Origin of the sequence: Flavimobilis marinus, from assembly GCF_900113055.1 — a bacterium.
GTDB lineage: Bacteria > Actinomycetota > Actinomycetes > Actinomycetales > Cellulomonadaceae > Flavimobilis > Flavimobilis marinus.
This window is the reverse complement of record NZ_FONZ01000002.1, coordinates 322493-335336: the sequence shown is the minus strand read 5'-3', so window position 1 is coordinate 335336 and position 12844 is coordinate 322493. Positions and strand designations below refer to the sequence as shown.

At 72.6% G+C, this 12844-nt stretch carries 14 protein-coding genes; all 14 read left to right on the top strand.

Annotated elements, in window-relative coordinates; all coding sequences use genetic code 11:
* The first annotated feature begins 63 nt into the window (after window positions 1–63).
* A complete protein-coding gene (gene dacB / locus BMZ30_RS06570) occupies window positions 64–1428 on the top strand; it encodes a D-alanyl-D-alanine carboxypeptidase/D-alanyl-D-alanine endopeptidase (protein ID WP_143073140.1) in 1365 nt (454 codons plus the stop codon).
* A gap of 105 nt (window positions 1429–1533) precedes the next feature.
* Window positions 1534–3555: a threonine--tRNA ligase gene (thrS, locus tag BMZ30_RS06565; protein WP_093376372.1), complete on the top strand. Its 2022-nt coding sequence runs from the start codon at window positions 1534–1536 to the stop codon at window positions 3553–3555.
* A gap of 6 nt (window positions 3556–3561) precedes the next feature.
* Complete coding sequence (locus BMZ30_RS06560; RefSeq protein ID WP_229828537.1) at window positions 3562–4131, top strand: HIT family protein; 570 nt, start codon at window positions 3562–3564, stop codon at window positions 4129–4131.
* A complete protein-coding gene (gene pgsA / locus BMZ30_RS06555) occupies window positions 4131–4760 on the top strand; it encodes a phosphatidylinositol phosphate synthase (RefSeq protein ID WP_093376370.1) in 630 nt (209 codons plus the stop codon). Before BMZ30_RS06560 ends, pgsA begins: the two co-directional genes overlap by 1 nt.
* Window positions 4757–5713, top strand: a complete 957-nt coding sequence (locus tag BMZ30_RS06550) for a phosphatidylinositol mannoside acyltransferase (RefSeq protein WP_093376367.1) — start codon at window positions 4757–4759, stop codon at window positions 5711–5713. Before pgsA ends, BMZ30_RS06550 begins: the two co-directional genes overlap by 4 nt.
* Window positions 5710–6948: a glycosyltransferase family 4 protein gene (locus tag BMZ30_RS06545; RefSeq protein WP_093376365.1), complete on the top strand. Its 1239-nt coding sequence runs from the start codon at window positions 5710–5712 to the stop codon at window positions 6946–6948. The genes BMZ30_RS06550 and BMZ30_RS06545 overlap by 4 nt, the downstream gene beginning before the upstream one ends.
* Window positions 6945–7622, top strand: a complete 678-nt coding sequence (locus BMZ30_RS06540; protein ID WP_093376362.1) for a hypothetical protein — start codon at window positions 6945–6947, stop codon at window positions 7620–7622. Before BMZ30_RS06545 ends, BMZ30_RS06540 begins: the two co-directional genes overlap by 4 nt.
* 55 nt (window positions 7623–7677) lie before the next feature.
* The gene (gene pdxS, locus BMZ30_RS06535; protein ID WP_093376360.1) at window positions 7678–8592 is read left to right on the top strand and encodes a pyridoxal 5'-phosphate synthase lyase subunit PdxS; all 915 of its coding nucleotides are present in this window, start codon (window positions 7678–7680) and stop codon (window positions 8590–8592) included.
* Window positions 8589–9125, top strand: coding sequence for an NUDIX hydrolase (locus BMZ30_RS06530; RefSeq protein ID WP_229828538.1), 537 nt, complete (start codon window positions 8589–8591; stop codon window positions 9123–9125). The genes pdxS and BMZ30_RS06530 overlap by 4 nt, the downstream gene beginning before the upstream one ends.
* Window positions 9126–9165: 40 nt before the next feature.
* Window positions 9166–9783: a pyridoxal 5'-phosphate synthase glutaminase subunit PdxT gene (pdxT, locus tag BMZ30_RS06525; protein ID WP_093376358.1), complete on the top strand. Its 618-nt coding sequence runs from the start codon at window positions 9166–9168 to the stop codon at window positions 9781–9783.
* A gap of 3 nt (window positions 9784–9786) precedes the next feature.
* Window positions 9787–10542, top strand: a complete 756-nt coding sequence (locus BMZ30_RS06520; protein ID WP_093376356.1) for a YebC/PmpR family DNA-binding transcriptional regulator — start codon at window positions 9787–9789, stop codon at window positions 10540–10542.
* Window positions 10543–10547: 5 nt separating this feature from the next.
* Window positions 10548–11117 (top strand): crossover junction endodeoxyribonuclease RuvC, encoded by a 570-nt coding sequence (gene ruvC, locus BMZ30_RS06515; protein WP_093376354.1) that lies wholly within the window; start codon window positions 10548–10550, stop codon window positions 11115–11117.
* A gap of 79 nt (window positions 11118–11196) precedes the next feature.
* Window positions 11197–11805: a Holliday junction branch migration protein RuvA gene (gene ruvA / locus BMZ30_RS06510; protein ID WP_093376352.1), complete on the top strand. Its 609-nt coding sequence runs from the start codon at window positions 11197–11199 to the stop codon at window positions 11803–11805.
* Window positions 11798–12826, top strand: a complete 1029-nt coding sequence (ruvB, locus tag BMZ30_RS06505) for a Holliday junction branch migration DNA helicase RuvB (RefSeq protein ID WP_373296847.1) — start codon at window positions 11798–11800, stop codon at window positions 12824–12826. Before ruvA ends, ruvB begins: the two co-directional genes overlap by 8 nt.
* The last annotated feature ends 18 nt before the right edge of the window (window positions 12827–12844 follow it).

Genomic DNA, 12844 nt, shown 5'->3' with positions numbered 1-12844 from the left:
CGAAACCTCGTAGTTGTGACGGAAACCTTGATCTGGGGCGGTGGATGGTCGATGGTTCAGCCTGTGACCACCACAGCCCTCGCGTCGGCCGCGCAGCCGCAGCCCTCTCGCCGTCCTCGCCGCATCGTCGCGCTGGCGGCAGCTCTCACCGCCGCGCTGACCCTCGGCCTGGCACCCGCCGCGCACGCCGGCATCTGGCCTCCCGACCCCGCCGCCGTCGTCGCCGACCAGCCCACTGCCGACGCCCGGCTCGCCGCTCGCGTGGGCAGCCTCGCCGGGAGCAAGCTCGGCAAGGCGCTCTCGATCGAGGTGACCGACGTCGCCTCGGGCGCGCAGGTCTACGGCCGCAAGACGGTCCTCGCCCGGGTGCCGGCGTCGAACCAGAAGCTGCTGACCGCCGTCGCCGCGCTCGAGGCGCTCGGGCCGGACCGCGTGTTCACGACGGCGGTCAAGCGCACCGGCCGCTCGCGCACCGTCACGTTCGTCTCAGGCGGCGACCCTGCGCTGACCAACGCGAAGATCCGCGACCTCGCCACGCAGACGGCAGCGGCGCTGCGCGCCAAGGCGCCCGCGAAGTCGAAGGGCAAGCACGTCGTGCACGTGCGGCTGGACGACTCGCTGTTCCGAGGGGCGACCAAGCACGCCTCGTGGCGCTACGGCGGTTACCCGAACCGCATCATCCGGCCGGTGCGGGCCACGCTGCGCACCGTCGGGTCGTCGAGCGACTCCGCGCGCTCCGCCACCTCGTACTACATGAAGCGTCTGAAGAAGGACCTGCCTCGTGGCTGGGTGGTGAAGTTCGGCGGCAAGGTGACCTCGACGTCGGCCAAGGCACGTCCCGTCGCCTCCGTGACCAGCGAGCCCGTGGGCGAGCTCGTCGCACGGATGCTCCGGGTCTCGGACAACGAGGTGGCGGAGGTCCTGTTCCGCCACCTGGCGGTCGACGCCGGCTACACCGCAACGTTCCGCGGGGGAGCGAAGGCCACCACGCGCACGTTGAAGCGCCTCGGTGTCGACGTCACCGGGCTGACCGTCGTGGACGGCTCCGGGCTCTCTCCCGCCAACCGTGTGCGGACGACCACCATGACCTCGCTCCTCACCGTCGCTGCGGACGCCGCGGCGCACCCGCGCCTGAGCCAGCTCCTCTTCTCGGACACGAGCCTGCCGATCGCCGGCCGCACGGGCTCCCTCCACTCCGGCTACTACCGGTTCACCTCGCAGGCGGCTCGCTGCGCCCAGGGTGCCGTCGTCGCCAAGACGGGGACGCTCGAGCACGAGCAGGCGCTGTCCGGCTACACCGTGGGTGCGGACGGGCGTCTCAAGGCGTTCTCGATCATGGTCAACTCGCTGCCGCGAGGCGACAAGGCCGTGCAGGACGCACGCCAGCGCATCGACGAGATCGCAGCCGCGGTGCACGGCTGCTCCTGACCCGGACCGGCGCGGTGCACGACCTACGGCAGGGCGGTCGGTAGCATCGGGGGAGACGTCCGCCCTCGGACGTCTCCGCCCCATGCACCTCGTAGGAGAACCACTGTGTCCGAGTCTGAGCTCGTATCCGTCGTCGCGACCGTCGACTCCGTCCCCACGACGGTCCCGGTGGGCACGACGGGCACCGAGCTCTTCGCGGAGCGCCGGGACGTCGTCGTCATGCGCGTGGACGGCGAGCTCAAGGACCTCACGGAGACCGTGCACGCGGGCGCTGAGATCGAGTCGGTGACGATCGACTCCGAGGACGGCCTCGCCGTCCTGCGCCACTCGGCCGCACACGTCCTCGCCCAGGCGGTGCAGCAGGTCAACCCCGACGCCAAGCTCGGCATCGGCCCGCCCATCAAGGACGGCTTCTACTACGACTTCGACGTCGCGCAGCCGTTCACGCCCGAGGACCTCAAGGCCCTCGAGAAGGCGATGATGCGGATCATCAAGGAGGGCCAGACCTTCCACCGCTGGGTCGTGACCGACGCCGAGGCCCACGCCGAGCTCGCGGACGAGCCGTACAAGATCGAGCTGATCGGCCTCAAGGGTTCCGGCGACGCTGCGGCCGCGGCCGAGGGCGCGTCGGTCGAGGTCGGCGCTGGCGAGCTGAGCATCTACCAGAACAAGCGTCGCGGGGGCGAGGTCGCCTGGCAGGACCTGTGCCGTGGCCCGCACCTGCCCAGCACCAAGCTGATCGGCAACGGCTTCCAGCTGATGCGCTCGGCCGCCGCGTACTGGCGCGGCAGCGAGAAGAACCCGCAGCTGCAGCGCGTGTACGGCACCGCGTGGCCCACCAAGGACGAGCTCAAGGCTCACCTCGAGCGTCTCGCCGAGGCCGAGCGCCGCGACCACCGCCGCCTGGGCGCGGAGATGGACCTGTTCTCCTTCCCCGACGAGATCGGCTCCGGCCTGCCCGTCTTCCATCCCAAGGGCGGCATCATCCGCACCGAGATGGAGGACTACTCGCGCCGGCGGCACATCGACGCCGGGTACTCGTTCGTCAACACCCCGCACATCACCAAGGGGCACCTGTACGAGATCTCGGGCCACCTGGACTGGTACCGCGACGGCATGTTCCCCGCGATGCACGTCGACGAGGAGCGTGACGAGGACGGCACGCTGCGCAAGCCGGGCCAGGACTACTACCTGAAGCCCATGAACTGCCCGATGCACAACCTGATCTTCGCCGCGCGCGGGCGGTCCTACCGCGAGCTGCCCCTGCGGCTGTTCGAGTTCGGCACCGTGTACCGGTACGAGAAGTCCGGCGTGGTGCACGGGCTCACCCGCGTGCGAGGGCTCACCCAGGACGACGCCCACATCTACTGCACCAAGGAGCAGATGAAGGACGAGCTCACGTCGACGCTGCGCTTCGTGCTCGACCTGCTCGCCGACTACGGGCTCGACGACTTTTACCTCGAGCTCTCGACCAAGAACCCGGAGAAGTTCGTCGGCGACGACGACATCTGGGACGAGGCGACCCGCACGCTCGAGGAGGTCGCCGCGTCGTCGGGCCTGGACCTCGTGCCGGACCCGGGTGGCGCGGCCTTCTACGGGCCCAAGATCTCCGTGCAGGCCCGGGACGCGATCGGCCGCACCTGGCAGATGTCCACGATCCAGCTGGACTTCAACCTGCCCGAGCGCTTCGACCTCGAGTACGCCGCCGCGGACGGGTCGCGCCAGCGCCCCGTGATGATCCACCGCGCACTCTTCGGGTCGCTCGAGCGGTTCTTCGGCGTGCTGCTCGAGCACTACGCCGGCGCGTTCCCCGCGTGGCTCGCCCCCGTGCAGGTGGTCGCCGTCCCCGTGGCCGAGCCGTTCAACGACTACCTGGCCGACGTCGTCGCGCAGCTCAAGGCGCAGGGCATCCGCGCCGAGCTCGACGATGGCACGGACCGGTTCGCCAAGAAGATCCGCACCGCGTCGACGCAGAAGGTGCCGTTCGTGCTCATCGCGGGCGGCGAGGACGTCGAGGCGGGAGCCGTGTCGTTCCGCTACCGCGACGGGCGCCAGGACAACGGCGTCCCGGTGGCGGAGGCCGTCGACCGGATCGTGTCCGCCGTCCGCTCCCGGGTGCAGGTGTAGCGGGCGGTGGACGACGACGACGCACGCGAGCGGTCGGCCAGCTTCCCGGGGGAGCCGGACGGCTTCGAGCGCCTGTGGACCCCGCACCGGATGGTGTACATCCAGGGCGAGGGCAAGCCGGACGACGACGGCGAGGACACATGTCCGTTCTGCGTCGCGCCCGGACGCGACGACGCCGAGGCCCTGATCGTCGCCCGAGGCGCGGCGGCGTACGTGGTGCTGAACCTGTTCCCGTACAACACCGGTCACCTCCTCGTGTGCCCGTACCGGCACGTGTCCGACTACACCGAGCTCACGGACGCCGAGGTGCGGGACGTCGCAGCCCTGACGCAGACTGCGATGCGCGTCACGCGCGACGTGTCCGCACCGGCCGGTTTCAACCTGGGCATGAACCAGGGCCCCGTCGCGGGTGCCGGGATCGCCGCTCACCTGCACCAGCACGTCGTGCCGCGTTGGGCGGGGGACGCGAACTTCCTGCCGATCGTGGCGCGCACCAAGGCGCTGCCGGAGCTGCTCGCCGACACCCGGGCACGTCTCGCCGCGGCCTGGCCGACCTCCGACCCGAAGGACTCCTGATGCTCGACCACCTGCGCAGCGGAGTGGCGAAGGTCCTCGGACCGTTCGCGCGCCTGCTGCTCCGTCTTGGCGTGAGCCCGGACGCCGTGACCGTCGCGGGGACCCTGGGCGTCGTCGTTTCGGCTCTGTGGCTCTTGCCCGCGGGGCACCTGACCGCGGGCGCGCTCGTGGTCGCGCTGTTCGTGTTCTCGGACGCGGTGGACGGCCTGATGGCGCGCGAGTCCGGACGCGTGAGCCGGTGGGGCGCGTTCCTCGACTCGACGCTCGACCGCGTGGCCGACGCGGCGATCTTCAGCGGGCTGCTGCTGTACCTCGCGGGCCGTGACAACGACGCGGGCCTCGTGGTCGCGCTCGCGTGCCTCGCGCTCGGCGCCGTGGTGCCTTACGCGCGGGCTCGTGCCGAGGGGCTCGGGATGACTGCGGCGGTGGGGATCGCCGAGCGCGCCGACCGCATCACGGTCGCCCTCGTCGCCGCGCTGCTCGTGGGGCTGGGCCTGCCCGACGCCGTGCTCGTCTGGGCCCTCGGGGTGCTCGCCGTCGCCGCGGCCGTGACGATCGGCCAGCGCATGGCGACCGTGCACCGCCAGGCGGCCGAGCACTCGGCCGTCGTGGCGCGCGAGACGCCGTGAGGCGGCCCGACGCCGGCGCCCTCTTCCAGCTCGCGTGGGACGTCGGGGGAGTCGTGCCGCCCGCGCTCGTGCGCGGCGCGCTCGTCCTGGGCGCGGACGTCGCCTGGGCGCGGCGCGGCGGCGGCGTGCGCCAGCTCGAGCGCAACCTCGACCGCGTGGCACCGGGCCAGAGCCCTCGGGAGCTGCGCCGGGTGTCGCACCGAGCGATGCGCTCCTACATGCGCTACTACGCCGAGGCGTTCACCCTGCGGCGAGCCAGCCGCGAGCAGCTGGTCGCGCGGGTGCGCTTCGTCGACGACGGCGGCCTGATCGGCGTGCGTGACGCCGGCGGCTCGGCCGTCGCCGCGCTCAGCCACATGGGCAACTGGGACCTCGCCGGCGCGTGGGCCGGTGTGGCGCTCATGCCCGTGCTGTCGGTCGCGGAGCGCCTCAAGCCCGACCGCCTGTTCCGGGAGTTCCTGGAGTTCCGCGAGTCTGTCGGCATGCGGATCCTCGCGCTCGGGGACGACGGCGTCTTCCCCGAGCTGATCCGCACCGCGGAGCGGGGCGGGACTCTCGTGTGCCTGCTGGCCGACCGCGACCTGACCGCGCGCGGGATCGAAGTCGAGCTCGCCGGCCGCACGGCGCGCGTCGCGGCGGGGCCAGCGGCGCTGGCGGTCGCCTCCGGTGCGCCCCTGTTCCCGGTCTCCATCCGCTACGAGCGGCTGCGCGGCGCCCGGCGGCGCGTGGCCAGGACCCCCTGGGGGATCGTCGTGACGATCCACGAGGAGGTCGAGATCGACAGGTCCTTGCCGCGCAAGCAGCAGGTCGCCGTCGCTACCCAGGGCTGGGTCACGACGCTCGGCCGCGCGATCGCCGCGCACCCGTGGGACTGGCACATGCTCCAGAAGGTGTTCGTGGAGGACCTCGACGCCGACCGCTACGCCCAGACGCGCCAGGAGGCCGGTGAATGACTGAGACCGCTCGGTGGCCCGAGCCCGACGGCCGCCCCCTGCGCGTCGGGATCGTCTGCCCCTACTCGTTCGACGCGCCCGGCGGCGTGCAGTTCCACGTGCGCGACCTCGCCGAGGCGCTCATGGCCAAGGGGCACTCGGTCGAGGTCCTCGTGGCCGCCGACGAGGACACGCCGATCGAGCCGTACATGACGTCCGCGGGGGGCGCGATCGCCTTCAAGTACAACGGCTCGGTCGCGCGCATGCGGTTCGGCCCGGTCGCAGCCGCCAAGGTGCGCCGCTGGCTCGTCGCCGGCGAGTTCGACGTGCTGCACCTGCACGAGCCCATCACCCCGTCGCTCAGCATGCTCGCGCTGTGGATCGCGAGCGGGCCGATCGTCGGCACGTTCCACACGTCGATGACCCGCTCGCGCGCGCTCCAGGTCGCCTACCCGTTCGTCCGACCCGCGCTCGAGAAGATCGCTGCGCGCATCGCGGTCTCGGAGGACGCTCGTCGGACGCTGATCGAGCACCTCGGTGGCGACGCCGTCGTCATCCCCAACGGCGTCTACGTCGAGCCGTTCGAGCGCGCCGAGGCCGACCCGCGCTGGGTCGGGACGCCCGAGGCTCCGACGATCGCATTCCTCGGCCGGCTCGACGAGCCGCGCAAGGGCCTGGGGGTCCTGACCTCGGCGATCCCGGCGATCCTCGCGGAGATCCCCGGAGCCCGGTTCCTGGTCGCAGGCAAGGGGGACGACGGGAAGGCAGCGGCGATCGCCGCGCTGGGCGACCAGGCCGCCGCGGTCGAGTTCCTCGGCCCCATCACCGACGACGAGAAGGCCGCGCTGCTGTCGTCCGTCGACGTGTACTGCGCCCCGCAGACCGGGGGCGAGAGCTTCGGGATCGTCCTGGTCGAGGCCATGAGCGCGGGGGCCGCCGTGGTCGCGAGCGACCTGGGCGCCTTCCGCCGCGTGCTCGAGGAAGGGGAGGCGGGCGTGCTGTTCCGCACCGGCGACGGCGCGGACCTGGCGCGCACCATGGTCGCCACGCTGCGGGACGCGCCCCTGCGCGAGCGCGTGCGGGCTGCCGCCTCGGTGGCGGTGCGCCGCTACGACTGGTCGGTCGTGACCGACGAGGTGCTGACCGTGTACGAGATGGCGCTGGCCGCGTCGCACGCGACCGTCCGGGTCGCGGACGACCCCCGCGAGCAGCGACGAGCGCTGCGCGCGCTCCGCCGAGAAGGAGGCACCCGATGACGTGGTCCGAGATCGCCGTGCTCGTCGTCGCTGTCCTGATCGTGGCGCTCGTCGTGGTCTGGCGGGCGGCGACGCGGCTCGACCGGCTGCACCGCAAGGTCGTCGCCAGCCGCATCGCGCTCGACGCCCAGCTGCTGCGCCGGGCCTCCGCCGCGCAGACCCTCGCCCTCAGTGGCGAGCTCGACCCGGCGAGCGCCCTGGCGCTGGCCGACGCCGCGTCGGAAGCCATCGGCGAGGCCGACGAGGCGAGCGGCGGGCGGGAGCTGCTCGTCGCCGTCCCGGACCTCGCGGACTCCGTGCACCACGGACGGGCGCCCGGCCGGGCGATCGGCCAGGCCTTGGGCGACGGCCTGGACGACGAGCGCGCGCAGGCCGAGAGCAACCTCAGCCAGGTGCTGCGTGCGGTGCTCGACGACCCCGAGGACATGGCCGACCTCGTCGAGGACGTGCCCGAGCTCCTCGACGCCGTCGCTGCGTCCTGGTACCGCGTGCAGCTGGCGCGCCGGTTCCACAACGAGGCCGTCGCGCAGGCGCAGCGCATGCGCCGCAAGCCGCTCGTCCGCACGATCCGGTTGGCCGGGCACGCGGCCATGCCGACCATGGTGGACCTGGACGACGCCTGGCCGCGTTCACTAGGCAGACCGACCGACCGGCGTGCCGCGACCTCCGCATAGGATTGCCGCCGCGGCACGAGCGCCGCATCTCCGACGACGTGCGAACGAGGTCCCCGTGACGGTTCAGAACACCACGCCCGCTGCCCAGCCCACCACCGGCACCGCCCAGGTCAAACGCGGCATGGCCGAGATGCTCAAGGGCGGCGTCATTATGGACGTCGTCACCGCGGAGCAGGCCAAGATCGCCGAGGACGCGGGCGCGGTCGCTGTCATGGCGCTCGAGCGCGTCCCGGCGGACATCCGCGCCCAGGGTGGGGTGTCGCGCATGAGCGACCCCGACATGATCGACTCCATCATCGCGGCCGTCTCGATCCCCGTGATGGCCAAGGCGCGCATCGGCCACTTCGTCGAGGCCCAGGTGCTGCAGTCCCTCGGCGTCGACTACATCGACGAGTCCGAGGTCCTCACGCCTGCCGACTACGCCAACCACATCGACAAGTGGAAGTTCACCGCGCCGTTCGTGTGCGGCGCGACCAACCTCGGCGAGGCCCTGCGCCGCATCACCGAGGGTGCCGCGATGATCCGCTCCAAGGGCGAGGCCGGCACCGGCGACGTCTCCAACGCGACCACGCACATGCGCACCATCCGCGCGGAGATACGCCGCCTGACGTCGCTGCCCGAGGACGAGCTGTTCGTCGCCGCCAAGGAGCTGCAGGCGCCGTACGAGCTCGTCAAGGAGGTCGCGGCAACGGGCAAGCTCCCGGTCGTGCTGTTCACCGCCGGCGGCATCGCGACGCCCGCGGACGCCGCCATGATGATGCAGCTCGGCGCCGAGGGAGTGTTCGTCGGCTCCGGCATCTTCAAGTCCGGCAACCCCGAGCAGCGCGCCGCCGCGATCGTCAAGGCGACCACGTTCTACGACGACCCGGACGAGATCGCCAAGGTCTCCCGCGGTCTTGGTGAGGCCATGGTCGGCATCAACGTCGACGACATCCCCGTCCCGCACCGGCTGGCCGAGCGCGGCTGGTGACTCGGGAGCACGACGAGCTCGACGCGGCCGGCTGGCGGCGCGGCGCGGACGGCATGCGCGAGCGCTCCGCCGCGCGCGTCGTCCTGCTCGACGCCGCCGGCCGCGTCCTGCTCGTTCGTGGCCACGACGTCGACCTGCCCGAGCGCTCGTGGTGGTTCACCGTGGGCGGCGGCATCGACCCGGGGGAGACCCCGCGCGGTGCTGCCGTCCGCGAGGTGCATGAGGAGACAGGCATTGCGCTCGACGACGCAGCGCTCGTCGGCCCGGTGGGCCGCCGCTCGGCGGTGTTCGACTTCGCCCGGGAGCACTGCCGCCAGCACGAGGTCTTCTTCGTCGCGCGGCTGGCCGGCGACACGACGCTCGCGCGGGACGGCTGGACCGCCCTGGAGCGCGAGGTCGTCGACGACGTCGCGTGGCTGACGGTCGCCGAGCTGCGGTCCGCCGACGTCGAGGTCTTCCCGAGGGAGCTGCCCGACCTCGTCGAGGCGCTGCAGGACGGCTGGGACGGCGTCGAGCGCGAGATCGGCACATGACGGCGCCCGCCGTCGCGACGAACCCCAGGAGGACCCGACCGTGACCACCACCATCGGCGTGCTCGCGCTGCAGGGCGACGTTCGCGAGCATCGCGACGCGCTCGAGCAGGCGGGCGCCCGCAGCGTGCCCGTGCGGCGACCGGCCGAGCTGGCCGACGTGGACGGCCTCGTGCTGCCCGGCGGCGAGTCGACCACGATCGACAAGCTCCTGCGCGCGTTCGACCTGCGCGACCCGCTGCGGGCGATGATCCGCGACGGGCTCCCCGTGTACGGGTCGTGCGCGGGCATGATCCTGCTCGCCGACCGCGTCCTCGGTGGCGTGCACGACCAGGAGACCCTCGGCGGTCTGGACGTCACGGTCCGGCGCAACGCCTTCGGGCGCCAGGTCGACTCTTTCGACACGGTCGTCGACGTCGTCGGCGTCCCGGGCGCCCCCGTCCCGGCGTCGTTTATCCGGGCTCCGTGGGTCGAGGAGGTCGGCCCGGGGGTCGAGATCCTGGGGCGGGTACGCACGGTGTCGCACGATGGCGCGGGCGACACGGCCGGTAAGATCGTCGCGGTGCGTGCCGGGTCGCTGCTCGCGACCTCGTTCCACCCGGAGATCACGGGCGACGCGCGCGTCCACCAACTTTTCGTGTCGATCGTCGAGGAGAGCTGAGAGATGTCGGGACACTCCAAGTGGGCCACCACCAAGCACAAGAAGGCCGCGATCGACGCCAAGCGCGGCAAGCTCTTCGCCAAGCTCATCAAGAACATCGAGGTCGCTGCCCGCACCGGCGGTGGTGACGTCAACGGCAACCCCACGCTCTTCGACGCCATCCAGAAGGCCAAGAAGACCTCGGTCCCGAACGACAACATCGAGCGCGCGCTCAAGCGGGGCTCCGGCCAGGAGGCCGGCGGCGCCGACTACCAGACGATCATGTACGAGGGCTACGCCCCGGGCGGCATCGCCGTGCTCGTCGAGTGCCTCACGGACAACAAGAACCGCGCCGCCGCGGAGGTCCGCACCGCCTTCAGCCGCAACGGTGGCCAGATGGCCGACCCCGGATCCGTCTCCTACCTCTTCTCGCGCAAGGGCGTCGTGATCGTGCCCAAGGCCGGCACGGACGAGGACGCGGTCATGGAGGCCGTGCTCGAGGCCGGCGGCGAGGAGGTCAACGACATCGGAGACGCGTTCGAGGTGCTCTCCGAGGCTACGGACCTGGTCGCCGTGCGGACCTCGCTGCAGGAGGCGGGCATCGAGTACGACTCGGCCGACGCCGTGTTCTACCCGTCGATGCAGGTCGAGGTCGACGCGGAGCGCGCCCGCGCCGTGCTGCGTCTGATCGACGCCCTCGAGGACTCCGACGACGTCCAGAACGTCTTCTCGAACTTCGACGCCTCCGACGAGGTCATGGCCGAGCTCGAGGACGACTAGTTCCCGTGCGCGTCCTCGGCGTCGATCCCGGGCTCACCCGCTGCGGCGTCGGCGTCGTCGACTCGCAGCCGGGCCGGCGCGCCTCGCTCGTCGAGGTGGGTGTGCTGCTGTCGCCGGCCGGGGCCAGCGTCGACCTCCGGCTGCTGCAGATCGCGCAGGGCCTGGACGAGTGGTTGGACCGGGTGGTGCCCGATGTCGTCGCCGTCGAGCGCGTGTTCGCCCAGCACAACGTGTCCACCGTGATGGGCACCGCGCAGGTCGCGGGGCTCGCCATGCTGGCCGCAGCCCGCCGGTCGATCCCCGTCGCGATGCACACCCCGAGCGAGGTCAAGGCAGCCGTGACGGGCAGCGGTACCGCGGGCAAGGCTCAGGTGCAGCAGATGGTGACGCGGATCCTCGGCCTGACCGAGATCCCGCGCCCTGCCGACGCCGCGGACGCGCTCGCGCTGGCGATCTGCCACCTGTGGCGGCCCGCGGGAGCGCTCCAGGGGGGCGAGCGGCACGAGATGACGTCGGCGCAGCGCGCCTGGGCGGCGGCCGAGCAGGCGGCGCGTCGGACGCCGCCGCGTCGGTAGCCCTTGCTACGGTGACGTTCGTACACGTGTTCGTATCCGGCGTCCCACGGGCCGCGCGGCGTAGGAGGTCTGGTTCAGCGTGATCGCATCCGTGCAGGGGACGGTCCTGTCCCGCGGGCTCGACTCGGTCGTCGTCGAGGTCGGGGGCCTGGGGCTCCGCGTCCAGGCGGCGCCCGCGACGCTCGCACCGTTGCGCGTGGGGGAGCGGGCCGCCCTCGCCACGTCCTTCGTCGTGCGCGAGGACTCCTTCACGCTCTACGGGTTCGCCGACGACGACGAGCGTGAGGTCTTCGAGAAGGTGCAGACCGTCAGCGGCGTGGGCCCGCGCCTGGCGCTCGCGATGCTCGCCGTGCTGAGCCCCGACGCTCTGCGCGTCGCCGTCGCCGCCGAGGACCTCGCGACCCTCCAGCGCGTGCCCGGCATCGGGAAGAAAGGCGCCCAGCGCATCGCGCTCGAGCTGGCGGACAAGCTGGGCCCGCCGACCGGAGGCGCACCCGCGTCGGCGCCGGCGCCCGTGCGCAGCGGCCCGTCCGAGCAGGTCGTCGAGGCCCTCGTGGGCCTGGGCTGGAACGCCCGCGCCGCGCAGGAGGCCGTTGACCAGATCGTCGGTGACCGCGAGGAGGCGAGCGTGCCCGTGAGCGACCTGCTGCGCGACGCGCTCCGCACGCTCGGTGGCCAGCGTGGCTGAGGCGACCGAGCGGGTCGTCGCGCCGGGCGCCGACGATCTCGAGCGTGCGGCCGAGGCCGCACTGCGCCCCCGCCGGCTCGACGAGTTCGTCGGGCAGCGCGTGGTGCGCGACCAGCTCTCCCTGGTGCTCGACGCCGCCGTCGGGCGCGGGGCCACCCCCGACCACGTCCTGCTGTCGGGACCGCCGGGACTGGGCAAGACGACCCTCGCGATGATCATCGCCGCGGAGCTCGCCACGTCCCTGCGGGTGACGTCCGGACCCGCGATCCAGCACGCGGGGGACCTGGCTGCGGTGCTGTCCTCGCTCGAGGAGGGCGAGGTGCTGTTCATCGACGAGATCCACCGCCTCGCCCGCCCGGCCGAGGAGCTGCTCTACGTCGCGATGGAGGACTTCCGCGTCGACGTCGTCGTCGGCAAGGGCGCCGGCGCGAGCGCCATCCCGCTCAGCCTGCCGCCGTTCACCGTCGTCGGCGCGACGACGCGTGCGGGTCTGCTGCCTGCGCCGCTGCGCGACAGATTCGGGTTCACTGGTCACCTGGACTTCTACTCCGACGACGAGCTCGAGCGGGTGCTCGTGAGATCGGCCGGGCTGCTCGGCGTCGAGCTCGGGGCGGACGCCGCGAGCGAGATCGCCTCGCGTTCGCGCGGTACGCCACGCATCGCCAACCGGCTGCTGCGCCGGGTCCGCGACTGGGCCCAGGTGCGGGGCGACGGCCGGCTGGACATCGCGGCCGCGCGTGCCGCGCTCGAGGTCTACGAGGTCGACGCCCTGGGCCTGGACCGCCTCGACCGCGCGGTGCTGCGGGCCCTCTGCACGCGCTTCGGCGGGGGACCCGTCGGCCTGACGACCCTCGCCGTGACGGTGGGTGAGGAGCCCGAGACGGTGGAGACCGTGGCCGAGCCCTTCCTTGTCCGGGAGGGCCTCATGGGACGCACGCCGCGCGGGCGCGTGGCCACCCCGGCTGCGTGGGCGCACCTGGGCCTGACCCCGCCGCCCCTGCCCGGCCAGCTCGACCTCTGAGGGCACGGGTGGCTGTCC